Origin of the sequence: Vibrio sp. 2096, from assembly GCF_033339595.1 — a bacterium.
Taxonomy (GTDB): Bacteria; Pseudomonadota; Gammaproteobacteria; order Enterobacterales; family Vibrionaceae; genus Vibrio; species Vibrio alginolyticus.
This window is the reverse complement of sequence record NZ_JAWOUX010000012.1, coordinates 72,182-88,057: the sequence shown is the minus strand read 5'-3', so window position 1 is coordinate 88,057 and position 15,876 is coordinate 72,182. Positions and strand designations below refer to the sequence as shown.

The following is a 15,876-nucleotide window of genomic DNA, read 5'->3' as shown; positions in this document are numbered from 1 at the left end:
CATGGAACGAGAAACGCGCCAACTGCTGGCTGAAATCGCGCTGATGGCAACAGGTATGCATCGTCATCAAGAAGCCAACACGATTGCAGATGGCCTTGAAGCAAGCTCAGGTTCTGAAGAGACCGTTGCGATGATTCGTGCAATGAGCCTCATGAATAAAGGCTTGTATGAAGAGGCTCATCAATTACTCGAACCACTTTGTAACGCCTATCCAGATCTGATCAGCTTAGCGGCTCTTGCTTCTGCCAAAGCCGGTTTACTGAGCAAAGCGGAAAGCTGGGTAGAACTTGCGTCACAAGGAAGCGAAGAAAGCCAAGCATTTGCTGCGAGCTTTTCTCAGGACATTAGGAATCTTGGATGATCATTGATTCAAGTAACCTAAGTCTTCAACACCAATCTTTGCGTCAGTCGGAGTCGCGCCATTATGAGCGGAGCGATGAAGACAAGATGAAAGCACTCATGGAGCGAAGTGACAAGCAAGAGCAAGTTTCACATGTTTCTCCAAAAGAGACGCTAGAGAAAACAGAAGCGAAACTGGCGGAGATTAAAGCGTGGTACGAATCATTAAAAGACGCAGAGGTTGTCAGTAAACAAAGTGTCTTATCATCGTTAAATGAAGCGTTTTCCGACCCTCAAGTTAAACGAGAGGCAATGTGGTACGCCTTTCATGAGGCGAAGAGTGCAAAAGGCAACGAGCAGCCACAATCTGATTTGTTAAAGGTGTTGAAGCAGGAGTTACTAGGGAATTTTTCGGGACAGCTTATTGCCGAACCACCTGCTGATAAAACAGCACTAAAAGCAATGCTAGCGCAGCATTTTCCACTGGGTGCCCAGAAAGAACAAGCCTTATGGCATTGCTGGGCAGAGTTGAAGTCGTTACCTGATATGGCATCAACACTGGACATGGTTCGTGATGAACTTAGCTTCATGATCCAAAAAAATGCGATGGTGAAAAACATCATGACTCACAGTCACAAGTTAGATTTATCTTAGGAGTACATATGATAAACACGCAGTACACCGAGGTGATGCAAACCAACATTGATAAGTTACAGGATGCGCAAGTCGAAGACGGTTTAAGCGAACGTTTTGAGCAAGCCATGTCGGTTCCCGAGGCAAGTAATGGCCTGGAGGGAGGTTTGCTAGAAAACATCAGCGAGTTGAAAAACACTATCGATAACGCGAAAAGTAACCTGCAAGACAACATGAAGATGGTGGGTGATGATCCGGCGCAATTACTGCAAATGCAGTGGGCGCTGACACGCATTACTTTTCAAGAAGAGCTGATCGCGAAAACCGTGGGTAAAACCACACAAAACGTAGAAACCTTATTGAAGGCACAATAGTGATGATGAATAAAATGAGAGCAGTTTTCATCATGCTCACGTTGTTTCTGGTAGGTTGTCAGACCGAGTTATACACCAACGTTACTCAGAAAGAGGGTAATGAGATGTTGTCGATCTTACTATCCGAAGGTGTCGTTGCAACAAAAGAGCCTGACAAAGACAACACCGTCAAGTTAATGGTAGACAGTTCCCAAATCGCCTTCGCGGTAGACGCGCTAAAGCGAAAAGGTTATCCAAGAGAGCAGTTTTCCACACTGAAAGAAGTGTTTCCCAAAGACGATTTGATCTCGTCACCATTAGCAGAACGAGCACGTTTGGTATACGCGAAATCTCAAGAGCTCTCCTCAACCTTATCTCAGATTGATGGCGTGCTAGTGGCACGTGTTCATGTTGTTTTGGAAGATCAAGATCTGCGTCCAGGAGAGCGCCCAACTCCAGCTTCTGCCTCCGTATTTATTAAACACGCAGCAGATATTGCGCTTGATTCATATGTTCCGCAGATCAAATTATTAGTGAACAATAGCATTGAGGGGCTGAACTACGATCGAATCAGCGTAGTGATGGTACCCTCATCAGAGGTTCGAGTTGCTACTCAAAACAATCAATTTAAAAGCATTTTGTCGGTTCAGGTCACCAAAGAGACGGCGAATAATCTTATCGCCATTTTGGTGTTCTTGGTAGCGGCACTCATCGGCTCGAATATCGCTACTTTTACATGGTGTCGTAGGAACACGAAGCGTGGTTAAACCAGAAACACCACTCGCGCAGGTACAACACCAGTTTAACTATGCGCCTTGCCAGTACATCCATAGAAGTTGGATAGAGCAAAAGCAGCCTTGGTTACTAAATATCGAAGGCTGGAGAGATAACCCCATGTTTAACCAATGGTGCATAAATGAGTGGGCGTTATCTCCCGTTCCTGAGACGGCTTTTAACAAACCTTGCCATAGCTTGGCGTTGCTCCCAGCGGATGCGTTGAACCAACTCGTATTGATGGTGGGCGGAGCTTTACACTGTGTGGCAATGCGAGGCGTTGTTTTAAAACGCCCGAAACAGGTTCTGAACAACGTTTTTGGTTTGGAAGGCGCTCGGTTCTTAATTCAAAACGGGCCGATGCTGTTATCCAGCTGGCCGCAAGGCTGGCAGCGTTCGTTACCAGAACTATTGGATGAAAGGTCTGTTGAAGCAAGTATGAGGGCGCTGGGATATTTTTGGATGAGGTTTATTTTGATTAACTCACCAGAAGATGTTGTTCTTCGTTGGCAATTCAAATTAGAAAAGCAACTTAGCGAAAACGCGGAAACAGCTAACTGGTTGGAAGCGGATCAACGAGATCTGGCGTATCGACTCACAAAAAAAATCGCAAAACAGGTTATTCCTCAATGGTTTCATTTGTTGAAATAAAAACAGACAATTTGCAGCTGGCACCTGGCTTAAAGGTGCTGAAAGCGAAAGATTATGCCAGTTATCTGGATTCGCAACACTTAGTTGAAGCCGCGAACTCCAAAGCTGAAAGCATCATTGCTAATGCCCAACAAGCCTACGAAACCGAAAAACAACGTGGTTATCAAGATGGCCTTGCACAAGCCAAGATTGAAAATGCGCAAACGATGGTTGAAACCTTAGCACGTTGTAATGACTACTATCAGCAAGTCGAAGAAAAAATGACAGGTGTGGTGTTAGAAGCAGTACGTAAGATCATCGATACCTTCGATGATGTCGATACCACGGTGAGTGTAGTTCGAGAAGCGTTGCAACTGGTGAGCAACCAAAAGCAGGTCATTTTACATGTCCACCCAGAGCAGGTTGTTGAGGTGAGGGAAAAGGTGGCTGGTGTATTAAGTGATTTCCCTGAAGTCGGTTACGTTGACGTGGTAGCAGATGCGCGCTTGAAAAATGGAGGCTGCATTTTGGAAACAGAAGTTGGGATCATCGACGCCAGTATTGATGGACAGCTGCATGCATTAAAGCAAGCCATGGTGAAGCAGCTCAGCGAGCGTAAAATTACGATTCATGAATAAACCTCAAAAACTCAGCACTTGCTGAGTTTTTTCATTTTAATGCCTTTAAACAAAAAAAATCCGACCATTTCTAAAATATTCACTGCCATAAATCCTTAAGAATACACCTAAGAAAGCTGCTTAGTTGATAAGTGTTGCAACCAAGCAGCGCCTCTAAAACAACAAAAATAGGATTATTTAGTCGAATGGCTAATGGATTTATAACTTCTTTACTGACAGATTTTGCCAGCCGCTGCCAATTGGAGCCGTTGGTTTTTGATGAAGATGATTGTTGCCATCTACTCGTTGAGCAAAACACAGCAATCACAATTCGTGCACAAGAAGATCGTGTGACGCTTATCGGGCTGATTTCAGGTGATAAACCGAGTGCTGATATTTTGCATCAACATATGAAAGATGCCTTAACGCAAGGCTCTCCAGCGGTATGCTGGGAGGAAGAGACCGGATATATCGGTTTCATACACCTGCCTCAGCCACTGCTAACTGCATCTTTTTTCGATGAGTCATTTGCGAATTTCATCGAGTGGTTAAAAAGTGCGAATACACAAGAAGTAACCAATAAAACAATCGAAGTACCGGAAACGAATACCACTCATTTTTCCACATTAAGGGTTTAAAGCATGATCAGTTTTGGAAGTGTTAGCGCGTTGCAGGCCGCCATGCCGCAAGCTCGTAACGAGATACTTAACGAAGGTAAGCTGAGTATTGGTGGCAAAGAATACCAAATCAACGCAGCGACCCAAGAATTTACTCGCGCCAATCCTACGAATGGTGCGGTAGCGCGATTTTTTGAAGCGACAGGAAAACTGTTTCGCGAAGGTAGCCCACAATCGGTAGCGAAAGCCCTTACAAAAGCCGTATTTGATAATGAGCAAGGACAAGCTCAGCGTTTACAAGCTGCTTCTTCTGTTGAGCATGGACAAATGTTCTTCAAAGATGGAAGCATAAAAACCGCATCAGATGTCTTAAATGCCTTTGCGAAGTTAGACAGTAAATCAGTTCAGTCGAACTCTGCTGAGCTAAACCAGTTAGCTGAGCGAGCGATGACAGAGGCAATGTTAGAAACCGATTCTGGTAAAAACCTCACATCACTGATTGGCGAAAGTGCAGCGAAGTCGCTTGCTGGACGTGTAGTAAAGGACTACGGCGGTGGTATATCTGCAGCGCAGAAAAATCCAGCAGGTAGCATCAATCAAATGCAAGCGGTGTTTGATATGGAGGTGATGCATCTTAAATCGGCGCAACGTCATATCGAAGGTCTAGCAAGCACCGATCTAAGCCAAGGTGTATACGCTGAAGGACTGGCAGAGGACGTGTTTAACAAAAGTGGCGTAACCAATAATGTTGAAAGAGCTGCGGCGTGGATCATTAATGCTTCTAACTCAAAAGGAAACGATGCCGAAAATATTACGTCTTTACTGAAAGAATACGCGTCTAATGGTAAAGACTTATTGAATATGGAAAACCTAAAAGAGCTACACGCTCGATTGGTGCCTAATGTTGAGCGTGATTACCGAGGGCCAAATATTTCGGGTGGCACTTTGCCGTCAAGTATTGGCGGTGAGGGCATGTTAAAGCAGCACATTGAAGGCTTTTTGAAAGAGAACCCTGTAGAAGATAAAGACTTAGGTAAACATTTGTTCGCCGGAGTTATCGGGTACCATGGCTTTACAGATGGAAATGGTCGCATGGGGCGCATGCTATACGCGATAGCAGAACTTCGTAACGACTCGTTCAATCCTTTAGCTATGGATGCAGAAAATAGCCTTCACGGTATTAAGTGATTTTCTACTTCTATTTAATTTTCGGAGCGGCGATTGCCGCTCTTTTATTTTCCAGCTTAACCTTAATTTTTCTTCTCAATAAAACGGCTAATAGCAATAAAAATGAGACGTTGAAACAAAGTGTCGGTTTCTATCTCGCCATAAAATCTCTTTTATCCTTATTCGCTTATTTAAATGAGCCGTTATACCCAAGTGGCTTCGCTGCAATAAATATATCGATGTCACTTAGTTATAATAAATTAGACAGGACACAACATGGATACAGGAAAGATTAATATGCTTCTCTCTGAGCTAGGAGAAGTGCTGAACCTTGAGCGCGTGACAGCGTATGACGATCAAATGTGGTCACTGCATTTTGCTGAAAACAACAGTGTCGATGTTCTGCTCGTAGAGGAAAAAGGCGAGTTATTGATTTCCAAAAACCTGCTTATAGAACAAGATGATATTACGCTAGATAAACTTCAAGTTTTACTTGAATACAACTTCTTGTATCGAGAAACAGGTGGTGTGCAGTTTTGTGTGAATCCAACACGCAAAGACGTTGTTCTTCAAGTTGCTATCGCGGCTGGAAGTGAACTCACCAACATTGCTAACTTAATCATTCAGTTGAATGAATTAGTTGATACTTGGGTAGAGTTATTTCAAAACAACACGGTTGTAGATTTTAGCCAAACAGACGTACACGCATTTATTCAAGTTTAAGGCATCACACATGGTCAATATTAATACATCGCACATGCACTCGTTGAGTCAGTTAACGTCACATTTGGCGACACAAAATCAAGCTGACGACAAAGAGGTTCGAGCACACAACGGTAAAGATATTTTTGTTAAAGAGGGCGCACCAAAAAATAAAAGTATCAGCGCGCGTATTAGCCACCAGAATAAAGCGAAAGATATTTTAGTGAACCTGCTTACTAAGCAGGGTATTCCTAAAGATGTTGCGAAGCTCATGCTGAAAAATGTGTTGAACGGTGAAAATAAGTTAACGCTTGGGAGCCTGAAAAATCTTGAGAGATTGTCGTCTGGCCCTAGCTCAAATTGGCCCACTGCACAAACGGCAGCCTCATCTTCCAAAACCAATAAAGCTTCATCGAGTGTCGCGCTTATCAACGAACATAAAGCCAACCTTCAAAAGCTTGGTGATTTTGCCTGTACGGACTTAAATACGTTCGGTGTTAAGGGGTCACAGTTTTATGAAACAAAAGGAAAGCCACGACTAAAAGAGCTTCACGCGGATCAAGCGCGAATCATGCAAGATCACAGAGCGACGATGTCCGCAAACGGAGTTCAAGCTGCAGCACAAAGAGGAACCGCACCGCAATTAAGCACTCTACAGAACATTGCTAAGGCAGTACAAACCGCGAAAGCCGGCTGCTGTACTACATTTGCTTTTGCTGCCGCCGCTGAGATGATTCAAGGCATGTCAGGAACACCTGAAAGTGAACCCAAAGTAGAAGTGGTTGCGTTTAAAAAGGGTCATTCAGGTACACACCTTTATGTACTGGTTGGTCGACAAGAGGGGAGCGACATAAAAGATCCATCAACGTGGAGTAAGGATGTGAAAATTGTTGACCCGTGGGCGACATCTGCATTCGGTGCACCAATGTTTGGAGATGCACAACGACCACCTGTTTCGAATATGTTCCCGCCAACAGAAGTCATTTTTGATAGCCATAAACTGGGTTAGTCACTCTGCAAAAGAAGTGAGCAAATACACCATGCTAAGCATCTAACCTTTATTGAAAGAGCAGCTCTGAGCTGCTCTTTTTTATTACTCTGGCAACTCGACTTTAGAGCGAGATTTCTGCGGAAAACCTCACAATGAAGGCGAAAAAGTGACAAAAATAAAGCCATTACCGACATCGTTCAATCTGCAATCGTTGTTCAATAGAGTTATTGAAACAAAAGGAAAAAGTTATGAACACGATTCAACAACTGCTCTTGGAGTTTTGCCAACTCAATGAGTTGCCCGAACTGAATTTTGAAGAAAATGAACGTTGTCAGCTACTGGTCGATGATCGCTACATGTTGTATTTCATTGCGACAGATACGGATGATTTGATGTTGTCTGTAACGTTCGGAGGGTTAGAAAAATCCGGTGAACAACGACTAAAAGGTTTAGAGCTTCTTGCTCATGCTAACTATCAAGGAATTGGTAGTGGCAACCTCGCACTTGCTTTAGCTCCAAATGGTCGACAGCTTGTCTTAGCAGGACGTAAACCCGTTGAGCATCTAAATACGACGAACCTTACCGCTTGGTTTCACGAAGTTATTGAACAGGCCGAGCTGTGGCAAGCGCGTTTCGCAATGTTGGATCAAGCGATTCCAACCACCTCTAATCATGAACAAGCTCATGTTCAATCACTTCGTGTGTAGGAGAGAAAAATGGTTAATACAACACAAAAAATCAGTCAAAGCCCAGTACCTGATCTAGAACAGTTTCGTGCAGTTGCTGCGCAAAAAGATGACCGAGTGATCAGTAAAAGAGGTGAAGTAAAAGAACCTTCCACATTCCACAAAGGTCATAAGTTTGCTTCTATTCACGAAGGCGTATTGAGAAGCAAATACACTAAGTTTTTCCAAGAAAACATCAAAACTCACCTTGATTTAAAGCAGGCGCTACTTAAGCAAGAAAAACCTGAGGTTGCGCTGTTGGCTTACTCCCTAGTGAGTCCTTCAGGCTATCGCGGTGAGCCACTTACTGAGCGTAAAATCTTAGAAGTTGTCAGCCTATTGGATGAAATAAAAGTGAGCAGCGATGCGTACCAGCAGCTTAAAAATACGTTTGATGCGATCAGCAAAGATCCGCGTATGCAGGTGAGTTTAGAAGCCCAGTATCCAGGAAAAATGGATGGCTTCGCTGCTGAACTGTTACAGATGGGCAAAGAAAAGCTAAAAGGTTCTGGTGTGAACGCCGTTATTAACTTGGCATTACCTGGTGTTGGCTTATTGATTTCTACAGGTCGAGAGCTGCACAAAGCGGCCGTAAATGGTGATGCTGAGGCTTACCATCATCAGTTAGAACAAATTTCACAGCTGCCAGGGCGAGATCAACGTCTTTCTATGCCGATGCAGCAAACCTTGGCTCAAGGTCATGCGATACTGTCGGCTGAAGGTGGCATTGGAGCTACGTTAGGTATGGCGACGGGGAGCCTGGGCACGTTCGGTGTTAGCTCTGTAGCAACGGTGGGCGTCACACCGATAGCAAAAGAGGCAATCGGTTCTGCGGCAACGACTGCTATCATGAGCGGCGGTGGCTTTGTGGCGAACCAAGCTGGGGCATACGGGTTAAATACGGAAGTAAAAGAGCAACTTATGCAAGGCGAAATGTCTGGTGTTTTACCTAGACTTGAAGTTTCCAATGCAAAAGGAGACTTTACCTTCAGTATGCAAGATCCGGCTTCTGTCCGCGCATTAATGGCGTACCTTGGCCCTAAGGAGAATACTGCAATGACTTCTCCTCAAGCGCCTAAAGAGGCACAAGAGATGGAAGCCGCTCGATTAACACTGAAAAAGATGTTGGGTTCAGAGCCAAGTGAGCACTTGGTTCCTGACGTAGACTCTATCTTGAAGCTAAGCCCAGAGGATGCACCAAGTAAAACCGAGTCTATTGCTAACGGGGCGTTTAAAAAACTGTTAGGAGAAGATTGGGATTGGCTCATGCCAGCTGTTCGAGCGATTGATAAAGGGGAAGCAAGTAAAATCAACGAAAAGCTCACCTACAAGCTCCCCCTAGATGCAGCAAACGGACGGGTTTATCTTGATAAATGCCCAAACCTGAGTGACGTCCAATTAGATGCGCTAGAAAAACTAGGCTCACCAAGTCAATTGCGATTGATGTACTTGGCAGAAGGCTGGGTGTAATTTCAAATGGTAAAGTAGGGAGTAGGTGCTGCTCCTTACTTTATCTACCGTCAGCGTTACTTTTTGGGGCTGGCTCATCTCCATTGAATTTAACTTTTCGACTGAAGAAACAAACACACAAGTGTCAACGTTATACCAACCCAACCAATGAAAGAAATTTCTTCCCCAACAATCGCAACTGCTAGTGCGGCTGCGATAACAGGTTCAAATAGCGTGAGTATGCTAGCTCCACTGGCTGTAACAAACCGTAGCCCAAACCCAAAAGCGACGTAACCTAACCCCATTGGAATCAAGGCCATGTAGAGCATGACCGTCGTATTAGTTGATGATGCAAATAGATTATCGCCCGTGATGAAAAGTGTTGGTAGAAGCAAAACTCCACCAATACCAAAAACACTTCCCATGGCCGTTTGCGATTCAATGCCGTGGTCAATCATAGCCTTTACTCCCCATGAGTAAATGGCGTACGTCAGACCTGCCAATAGGCCAAGTAATACACCCCAATGCTTCATATCCTGATCAAATAAGCTATTTGCGGATGACTCAGAAGCCAGCAACAAGGTAATGCCAATGACCCCGATTGCGAAACTCATCATCCAGCGCTTGGTTATGGTCTGATTTCGGCTAAAGAGACACTCTAACAAAGCAGAAAAGAAAGGTGCAGTGGAGATAGAAACAACCGTACCAATAGCCACACCGGCGAATCGCATTGATGAATAAAAAGCCAGTGGGTAGGTGGCTAAGGCGATAATACTAACCAGTAACGTTTTCTTCTTATGTACGACTTTTCGAAAATCTCTCTTCAGTGACTTCGCAGACAGACATGCTTGCATAAATCCACCAATACCCATAGAAAATGCGCCAATGGCGAGAGCACTGACATCCGGTGCCAAGCTGGCAGCGGTGCCCGTCGTTCCCCACAGGGTTGAAGCAAAAAGTATGGATAAAGTTCCTAATTGATAGTCGGTGAAATGTTTTTTTAACACTGTAATTTCTACCTAGTGAATGGCTGTTTTAGGGTAGAAAGAATAAAAGAAAGCGATAGAGATTTTTGTGCTGAAAAGACGGAATACTTGTTCCAGAAGACTATTCTAGTGACTATCGGGAAAACTCTCTAGGAGACATACCAAAATGCATTGAAAACCGTCGACTAAACGCGGAAAGGTCACTATAGCCAACTCGTTCAGCTATCAACTGAACTGGAAGGTCTGTATGAGTCAGTAGTGCTTTGGCTTTTTCCATACGTTGTAGTGTAATGTACTTATGGACGCTCACTTTTAGCTGCTCTTTAAAAAGCTTTTTAAACTGCGTCGGACTCAAGCAAGCGGCATTCGCTAATGAGGCAATGGTGAGTGGCTGATCAAGCTGCTCGGCGATCACAACCTGTACATCTCGAATACGCGAATCTACGGAGCGAGACCGCTTTTGCTGCTCTAGCAACAGATAGAAGGTTGCAACCATTGAGTTTTCAATTTCATCATTAACCTGATACTCAAGTTGCTTTTCGACAAACTGGATAAAGCTCAGTAGAGGCGGGCTAATCGAAAACACAGCCACACTATTATCCATCAAATGAGTGGGCAAAGTGGTCATATCCGCAACAATAAAGCGTGATGACTCTTCGGCATTAAAACCGTGGGCACAACTTTTGGGGATGACTATGCAGTCGCCAACCGCCACCTTTCCGACATAACTATCCATATCAATATGTATGTTGCCCTGGAGAGGAAGCACCAGTTGATGATAATCACTATGAGTATGTCGGCTCATACGTTTCGTGTAGGAGCGAATGCTTAAGTTAGATTTCATAAAAACAACATACAGTTAAAGAATACCGCATTATAGCGTTGAAAGTATCGAGGTTGAAAGCTGGGCAGTTGTAAGCCCCGATCTTGAATGGGATGTGGTTTGTTAGTCCGCCTCGGACTCTAACGAGGCCAACCAACGAAGCACTTCCGCAGTTGCTTCAATAAGATCGCTTGGGATGTACTGGTCGACGTTGCCGTCGGCGTATAGTGCACGAGCAAGAGGGACTTTTTGCATCACAGGCACGCCTTCCTCTCTAGCGATTGCGACCATACGTTTGGCTACCGCATCGGTTTCCATCAAAGTGATGACGGGCAGGGGCGTTTCGCCTTTCTTGTAATAAAGGCCAACCGCGATATGTGTTGGGTTTGTAACTAATACATTAGAACGTTTAACGTTTTCGCGTTGATTGGAGGCTTGTAGCTCTTGGTGCAACTGACGACGTTTGCTTTTTATTTCTGGACTGCCTTCCATCTCTTTGTATTCGCGCTTCACTTCGTCCTTGCTCATTTTGAGCTTTTTCGTGTGATCAAACTTCTGGTACGCAAAATCTGCTGCAGCGATGACGATGAAGCCTACCGAAGAGATAATCATTAATTGTTTAATCATGACGCCAGTAATGGTCGGGACACATTCTAGCCCACAAGTTGGAATTTGCATTAAAGCGTTGATATTACCGCGTAATGTCACCCAGATAATGCAGGAAAGAAGAGAGACTTTAAGGATCGACTTGATAAACTCAATCACACTCTTAAGGGAAAAAATGCGTTTGGCCCCTTCGACGGGATTGATCTTTTTGATGTCGGGTTTAACGGATTCACCACTAAATAGGAACCCGAACTGCCCCATATTGGAAAAGATGGCGACGAGTGCAGCAACCAGAATAATCGGAGCAAGTAGATAGGCAATTTCTTTTGCGATGGCGATAGCGACATCGACTAGCGCATCTTGGAAACCCTGATAAGCAAGCTTACTTGGTAGGAGAATAAGCGCTGAGATGTGCGACATGTAATAATCGGCGAACGCAAACAGTACAATTATGAGCGCCAAAATTAATGCAGACGATACGATTTCTTGGCTTTTGGCAACCTGACCTTTCTGTCGAGCATCGCGTAACTTTTTTGCGGTGGGTTGCTCTGTTTTTTCTGCACTCATAAAGAATCCTAAGCGTTATTGCCAAATAGTATTGAGTTGTTCTGCGAATCGGGTAATGCCGTAAAACTGTACTTCAAAGTGATCCATCATTATTCCGAGATACACGATCAGTAAAACACTCGCGATGGCACTTTTTATTGGCATGGCAAGGAAAAAAACATTCAATTGCGGTGCAAAACGACTGATAAGCGCTAGACCAAACTCAGCAAGAAACATTGCCAACACTAATGGAGCGGACATCAACACACCAAGCCACATAAGCTGTTCAAATTGCGCGTAGAAGAAGCTCACCCATGCGTCGCTAACGGTTGGGAAAAAGTCCACGATCGGCCAAGATGTATAGCTTTTGAATAACGCATAGATAAAAGTGACAAAGCCCCCGCCAGAGAAGAACAGGGTAATCAACGTTTGGGTCAGTAATACCGCTGTTGGTGTGGATTGTGAGCCTAGCGTTGGGTTAAACATACTTGCCATGGCAGCCCCACGTTGGTTGTCGACCAGAAAACCGGCCGCTTCTATCGCCCAAAAAGGGATAGCAGCAACAAACCCTATCAATAGCCCAATTAATACCTCCTTACCCAAAATCACTATCAGCCAAATGCCGTCGGTTTCTGCGGGCAAGCTTTGCTGATTAATCATCGGAAATATAAACAGTGCGAGTGAGCAAAGCACACCATTTCTCACCATGGTGCCGCCTAACATTTGCTTGCTCAAAATAGGCAAAAAGATGAAGCATGCCATTAACCGAGGTAACGTCAGGCTGTACAAAAATAAAGCCTGGTGTAAGTCGTGATAACTCATCGTATTTGAGGAATTTTATCCATAGCAAGCGAGGCGAAGGCGTGGAGCTCTGCCCCTAGCCATTGCGTTGTGACGAACAGCGTAATAATGACCGCGATAAGCTTGACCACAAAGCCTAACGTTTGTTCTTGGACCTGAGTTAACGCCTGAATAAGCGACACCAATGTACCAACCAATGCTGCGACTAAAATCGGCGGTAATGACAAGTACAACACTAGGGTTAATGTTTGAGTCGTGAAATGAATGATTTCAGCAGAATGCATACTTTCTCCGTGATTAACCGTAACTCAACACTAAGCCGTGGGTGAGCTTTGTCCAGCCGTCAAGCAAGACAAAAAGCAACAATTTGAAGGGGAGGGAAATCGTCATTGGCGATACCATCATCATCCCCATCGCGAGTAGGATATTCGACACAATTAGGTCAATAGCGATGAACGGTAAGTACAACAGAAAGCCAATTTCAAAAGCGCGAGTAAGCTCGCTGACGGTAAATGCGGGCAGTAAGAGCAATAAACTGTCCGACTCTAAACGGTCTACGTACTTCTGTGGCCACAATGTGCGTGCAGCATCAGTGAAGAATATGGCTTCGGTTTCCCGAATATGCTTTTTCAAAAATTCTCGATAAGGCTGTAAACCGCTTTCAATGAGGCCTTCTACACTTGCAGAATCTTCAAGGGAGATATCATGCTGCTTTACGTAGTCGTAGGTTTCAAACCCGACGGGAGCCATGATGAAAATTGACAGAATGATAGCCAATCCGTAAAGCGCCATATTCGGCGGAATTTGCTGTACACCGAGAGCGTTACGCAGCAGTGAGAATACAACGGCGAGTTTCACAAACGACGTCGCCATCATGGCGATAAATGGGATCAGTGCCAGCAGTGCTAAGCTGACAATGAGATTGAGCTCGTCGGGTAACTGGATCATGCTGGCTCCTGCGTGCCACCGAACAGCTCCACTACGCGCACACCTAAATGTTCGTTAACATTAACCAGTTCACACTCACCAATGATTTTGCCGTTGGCACGCAATGTTACCGGCTTAGATACAGGCTGGTTTAGCTCGAATACGTACCCTGGCTGAAGCTGGTTAAGCTGCTCTAGCGTGATGGTTTGATGGCCGATATCAAACGTGAGTTCCACAGGCAGTTGCTGGTGGTCGGTTAACATTTCTGAAGTGTTTACGTCATTCATATTGGTTTCTTTTTCAATAATGTGAAGAGTTTGGTCATCTAGCTGGCAGCGCCAGAGATTCTGGTTAGATACTTGAAAAATGGCTTGTTGCTTGGCGATGTAACCATCGTCAAAAAAGATGACATCTCCCAGCTCGAGCGAATTAAATTCGCTTAACGTCAAATGGGTCCTTCCAAGACTTAACCACACAGGTAAAGCGAGGTGTCGAGCTTGTAGAGCAGCGCTGTTTGGTAGCGCATCCAACAACACGTCTGATCCTTCGCTAACCCACAAACAAAGAGAGCCGTTAGGCTTATTGAGGGTTAACATTAAAGTATGCTCTTGGGCCTGGCTCGCCTCTATCGGCTGTAGTTGACTAAGAATGGGTAACTGACCAAATAGCGCTTTGATTGCCTCACTATGCGGTTCTATCTGTGAGCTCAAAAGTGCTAACTGGAGGGAGTTAGGCAGGGACTCAAACGCAGTAGCATTTAAGGTCGATTTCAGCCAATGTTGGAGCTGCGCACGAGAAAAGTCTACTTGTAGGGTTTGCCCTCCAATCAACGTGGTTAAACGGAACCCTTCAAATGAAGAGATTTGAGCAACAGTAATCGATATGCTCTGACCATCAGTCCCTTGGAAGTGGCACTGTTTTGCACAAAGTTGATTGCTGAGCGCGATACTTTCTGCATCCACTTTGGGGATTATTAACGGCGTCATAGGTCATTCTCCGCTTGCCATTCTTCATACACGCTGCGTTGTTGGCGTGAGTGTTGTTGTTCATGTTGTTGTTCGAGCTGTTGAGTTTGTTCGCTGATCGCTAAGCGAAGTGGCTGCTCACCGCCGAATCGGTTTAGCCGTTCAGCAAGATCTTGTCTAGCTTGCTGGCTAATAATGGAAAGGGCATGCTCTTGTCGAATCGTCACGCTATACCCTTGAGCGTCCAACTTGATGTGGATTTCACCACCTTTTAATTGCCCTTCACTTAGAAACAGCCGAACCTCTTTGTTGTCCGATGCGGTTGGCAGAGCAACATAGATTTTGTCCACCAACTGCTGGAGTAATTGGTTTACGTCTCGCGTTGGGCTTGGTTGAGCCTGCGAAGCAACACTTTTTAGGATGACATCGCCTTGTGTTACCGCACTTGCAAGGGGTTGAGAAGGCACTTTTTCTTCATCCGTTTTAACGGCGACTAGTGCGCTTTTCGTCACGATTTTTTCAAGAGGCTTGGTTTCAGGCAGGCCACCAGTTTGGTCTGATCGTTTGCCTGTATTCTGTAGCGGCGGAGTTGCACGCTTATTGTGCGTTTTTTCAGTTTGCCTTTTCGTTAAGCCAACAATGTTAATCCCATCTTGAGCGAGCTCTGTCGCTGTCGCATTTTGGGGGAGCAAGCCAGATTCAAGCGTAGAGAGATACTCCGGCGAGGTATGTTTATCCATCGGCGTCGGTTTATCATCTTTCAAATGAGCTTGAAAGTGAGGATCAACACGCTCGGTAGAAGGGGAGCTTAGAACTGTGTCGCCATCGCTTTTTCCATCATGTTTAAGCAATTTATTGTTTTTGCTAATTATTTCTTCGCTATTTGCTGCGTCGTCTTGCGATTTCTCTATATCTCTCTTACTGACGACGTCACTTTGACCTTTTAAAGTGGAGATGTTTTTGTCAGCGTTGGCTTCTTGGTTCGATAGGTTAAGTTTCTTATCTAGACCTTGAGATGTCTTATGCCTTAGCGGTATGTCTTCTTCGCCAGTATGATTTTTTTGGGGATTCCCAACGATAGACTCCTTTCCCTTGCTAGGCTTCTTCGTCATTGCATGCTCGAATTGTGATTGAAGCTCGGCCTCCTTCTCGAGAGGCGCTTGTTCCGGCGTTGATTTGTGCAGCGTATTCGATGTTTCAGTTGTTGGGGTAATGCGCATAGTGA

At 44.8% G+C, this 15,876-nt stretch carries 20 protein-coding genes; 12 read left to right on the top strand and 8 right to left on the bottom strand.

The window, feature by feature from the left end; genetic code table 11:
* Nucleotide 1: 1 nt before the first annotated feature.
* From R7Q41_RS19380 to R7Q41_RS19325, 12 genes are all read left to right on the top strand, one after another.
* Entirely contained in the window at nucleotides 2-361 is a 360-nt protein-coding gene (locus R7Q41_RS19380) for a YscG family type III secretion system chaperone (protein ID WP_005377200.1), read from the top strand.
* Nucleotides 358-993, top strand: coding sequence for a YopR family T3SS polymerization control protein (locus R7Q41_RS19375; RefSeq protein WP_025768115.1), 636 nt, complete (start codon nucleotides 358-360; stop codon nucleotides 991-993). The genes R7Q41_RS19380 and R7Q41_RS19375 overlap by 4 nt, the downstream gene beginning before the upstream one ends.
* 8 nt (nucleotides 994-1,001) lie before the next feature.
* The gene (gene sctI, locus R7Q41_RS19370) at nucleotides 1,002-1,346 is read left to right on the top strand and encodes a type III secretion system inner rod subunit SctI (RefSeq protein WP_005387149.1); all 345 of its coding nucleotides are present in this window, start codon (nucleotides 1,002-1,004) and stop codon (nucleotides 1,344-1,346) included.
* Nucleotides 1,346-2,092 carry a type III secretion system inner membrane ring lipoprotein SctJ gene (sctJ, locus tag R7Q41_RS19365; protein ID WP_086012989.1) on the top strand — a complete coding sequence of 249 codons (747 nt, stop codon included), beginning with the start codon at nucleotides 1,346-1,348 and terminating at the stop codon, nucleotides 2,090-2,092. Before sctI ends, sctJ begins: the two co-directional genes overlap by 1 nt.
* Nucleotides 2,085-2,750 (top strand): SctK family type III secretion system sorting platform protein VscK, encoded by a 666-nt coding sequence (gene vscK / locus R7Q41_RS19360; RefSeq protein ID WP_005387147.1) that lies wholly within the window; start codon nucleotides 2,085-2,087, stop codon nucleotides 2,748-2,750. Before sctJ ends, vscK begins: the two co-directional genes overlap by 8 nt.
* Nucleotides 2,729-3,367, top strand: a complete 639-nt coding sequence (locus R7Q41_RS19355; RefSeq protein ID WP_005387146.1) for an HrpE/YscL family type III secretion apparatus protein — start codon at nucleotides 2,729-2,731, stop codon at nucleotides 3,365-3,367. The genes vscK and R7Q41_RS19355 overlap by 22 nt, the downstream gene beginning before the upstream one ends.
* A gap of 185 nt (nucleotides 3,368-3,552) precedes the next feature.
* Nucleotides 3,553-3,984, top strand: a complete 432-nt coding sequence (locus tag R7Q41_RS19350) for a type III secretion system chaperone (RefSeq protein ID WP_047102701.1) — start codon at nucleotides 3,553-3,555, stop codon at nucleotides 3,982-3,984.
* A gap of 3 nt (nucleotides 3,985-3,987) precedes the next feature.
* The gene (locus tag R7Q41_RS19345) at nucleotides 3,988-5,151 is read left to right on the top strand and encodes a VopS family T3SS effector adenosine monophosphate-protein transferase (RefSeq protein ID WP_154204538.1); all 1,164 of its coding nucleotides are present in this window, start codon (nucleotides 3,988-3,990) and stop codon (nucleotides 5,149-5,151) included.
* Nucleotides 5,152-5,406: 255 nt separating this feature from the next.
* Nucleotides 5,407-5,853, top strand: a complete 447-nt coding sequence (locus R7Q41_RS19340; protein WP_248486637.1) for a type III secretion system chaperone — start codon at nucleotides 5,407-5,409, stop codon at nucleotides 5,851-5,853.
* Between the two features lie 10 nt (nucleotides 5,854-5,863).
* Entirely contained in the window at nucleotides 5,864-6,841 is a 978-nt protein-coding gene (gene vopR / locus R7Q41_RS19335) for a type III secretion system effector VopR (RefSeq protein ID WP_248486635.1), read from the top strand.
* A 230-nt stretch (nucleotides 6,842-7,071) separates the two neighbouring features.
* Nucleotides 7,072-7,530 (top strand): CesT family type III secretion system chaperone, encoded by a 459-nt coding sequence (locus tag R7Q41_RS19330; RefSeq protein WP_005377211.1) that lies wholly within the window; start codon nucleotides 7,072-7,074, stop codon nucleotides 7,528-7,530.
* Between the two features lie 9 nt (nucleotides 7,531-7,539).
* On the top strand, nucleotides 7,540-9,018 hold the full coding sequence (locus tag R7Q41_RS19325) for a CesT family type III secretion system chaperone (RefSeq protein ID WP_158173932.1): 1,479 nt from the start codon (nucleotides 7,540-7,542) through the stop codon (nucleotides 9,016-9,018).
* 89 nt (nucleotides 9,019-9,107) lie between these two features.
* On the opposite strand, the gene R7Q41_RS19320 is transcribed toward R7Q41_RS19325, so the two are convergent.
* The 8 genes from R7Q41_RS19320 to R7Q41_RS19285 form a co-directional block, all read right to left on the bottom strand.
* Nucleotides 9,108-10,010 (bottom strand): DMT family transporter, encoded by a 903-nt coding sequence (locus R7Q41_RS19320; protein WP_373920823.1) that lies wholly within the window; start codon nucleotides 10,008-10,010, stop codon nucleotides 9,108-9,110.
* 106 nt (nucleotides 10,011-10,116) lie between these two features.
* Nucleotides 10,117-10,827, bottom strand: coding sequence for a helix-turn-helix domain-containing protein (locus R7Q41_RS19315; RefSeq protein ID WP_213871878.1), 711 nt, complete (start codon nucleotides 10,825-10,827; stop codon nucleotides 10,117-10,119).
* A gap of 102 nt (nucleotides 10,828-10,929) precedes the next feature.
* On the bottom strand, nucleotides 10,930-11,979 hold the full coding sequence (vscU, locus tag R7Q41_RS19310; RefSeq protein WP_053350339.1) for a SctU family type III secretion system export apparatus subunit VscU: 1,050 nt from the start codon (nucleotides 11,977-11,979) through the stop codon (nucleotides 10,930-10,932).
* A 15-nt stretch (nucleotides 11,980-11,994) separates the two neighbouring features.
* The gene (gene sctT, locus R7Q41_RS19305; RefSeq protein ID WP_137282056.1) at nucleotides 11,995-12,780 is read right to left on the bottom strand and encodes a type III secretion system export apparatus subunit SctT; all 786 of its coding nucleotides are present in this window, start codon (nucleotides 12,778-12,780) and stop codon (nucleotides 11,995-11,997) included.
* Nucleotides 12,777-13,043, bottom strand: a complete 267-nt coding sequence (sctS, locus tag R7Q41_RS19300) for a type III secretion system export apparatus subunit SctS (RefSeq protein WP_025768124.1) — start codon at nucleotides 13,041-13,043, stop codon at nucleotides 12,777-12,779. The genes sctT and sctS overlap by 4 nt, the downstream gene beginning before the upstream one ends.
* 13 nt (nucleotides 13,044-13,056) lie before the next feature.
* Entirely contained in the window at nucleotides 13,057-13,707 is a 651-nt protein-coding gene (gene vscR, locus R7Q41_RS19295; RefSeq protein ID WP_005377232.1) for a SctR family type III secretion system export apparatus subunit VscR, read from the bottom strand.
* Complete coding sequence (vscQ, locus tag R7Q41_RS19290) at nucleotides 13,704-14,672, bottom strand: SctQ family type III secretion system cytoplasmic ring protein VscQ (protein WP_151514827.1); 969 nt, start codon at nucleotides 14,670-14,672, stop codon at nucleotides 13,704-13,706. Before vscQ ends, vscR begins: the two co-directional genes overlap by 4 nt.
* The gene (locus R7Q41_RS19285) at nucleotides 14,669-15,871 is read right to left on the bottom strand and encodes a type III secretion system needle length determinant (protein WP_318144637.1); all 1,203 of its coding nucleotides are present in this window, start codon (nucleotides 15,869-15,871) and stop codon (nucleotides 14,669-14,671) included. Before R7Q41_RS19285 ends, vscQ begins: the two co-directional genes overlap by 4 nt.
* Nucleotides 15,872-15,876 lie beyond the last annotated feature (5 nt).

What these genes read in the sequence shown, in the direction of transcription:
- R7Q41_RS19380 (WP_005377200.1), top strand. Translation starts at nt 2, where the DNA reads ATGGAACGAGAAACGCGCCAACTGCTGGCTGAAATCGCGCTGATGGCA.
- R7Q41_RS19375 (WP_025768115.1), top strand. Translation starts at nt 358, where the DNA reads ATGATCATTGATTCAAGTAACCTAAGTCTTCAACACCAATCTTTGCGT.
- sctI (WP_005387149.1), top strand. Translation starts at nt 1,002, where the DNA reads ATGATAAACACGCAGTACACCGAGGTGATGCAAACCAACATTGATAAG.
- R7Q41_RS19355 (WP_005387146.1), top strand. Translation starts at nt 2,729, where the DNA reads ATGGTTTCATTTGTTGAAATAAAAACAGACAATTTGCAGCTGGCACCT.
- R7Q41_RS19350 (WP_047102701.1), top strand. Translation starts at nt 3,553, where the DNA reads ATGGCTAATGGATTTATAACTTCTTTACTGACAGATTTTGCCAGCCGC.
- R7Q41_RS19345 (WP_154204538.1), top strand. Translation starts at nt 3,988, where the DNA reads ATGATCAGTTTTGGAAGTGTTAGCGCGTTGCAGGCCGCCATGCCGCAA.
- R7Q41_RS19340 (WP_248486637.1), top strand. Translation starts at nt 5,407, where the DNA reads ATGGATACAGGAAAGATTAATATGCTTCTCTCTGAGCTAGGAGAAGTG.
- vopR (WP_248486635.1), top strand. Translation starts at nt 5,864, where the DNA reads ATGGTCAATATTAATACATCGCACATGCACTCGTTGAGTCAGTTAACG.
- R7Q41_RS19330 (WP_005377211.1), top strand. Translation starts at nt 7,072, where the DNA reads ATGAACACGATTCAACAACTGCTCTTGGAGTTTTGCCAACTCAATGAG.
- R7Q41_RS19325 (WP_158173932.1), top strand. Translation starts at nt 7,540, where the DNA reads ATGGTTAATACAACACAAAAAATCAGTCAAAGCCCAGTACCTGATCTA.
- R7Q41_RS19315 (WP_213871878.1), bottom strand. Translation starts at nt 10,827, where the DNA reads ATGAAATCTAACTTAAGCATTCGCTCCTACACGAAACGTATGAGCCGA.
- vscU (WP_053350339.1), bottom strand. Translation starts at nt 11,979, where the DNA reads ATGAGTGCAGAAAAAACAGAGCAACCCACCGCAAAAAAGTTACGCGAT.
- sctT (WP_137282056.1), bottom strand. Translation starts at nt 12,780, where the DNA reads ATGAGTTATCACGACTTACACCAGGCTTTATTTTTGTACAGCCTGACG.
- sctS (WP_025768124.1), bottom strand. Translation starts at nt 13,043, where the DNA reads ATGCATTCTGCTGAAATCATTCATTTCACGACTCAAACATTAACCCTA.
- vscR (WP_005377232.1), bottom strand. Translation starts at nt 13,707, where the DNA reads ATGATCCAGTTACCCGACGAGCTCAATCTCATTGTCAGCTTAGCACTG.
- vscQ (WP_151514827.1), bottom strand. Translation starts at nt 14,672, where the DNA reads ATGACGCCGTTAATAATCCCCAAAGTGGATGCAGAAAGTATCGCGCTC.
- R7Q41_RS19285 (WP_318144637.1), bottom strand. Translation starts at nt 15,871, where the DNA reads ATGCGCATTACCCCAACAACTGAAACATCGAATACGCTGCACAAATCA.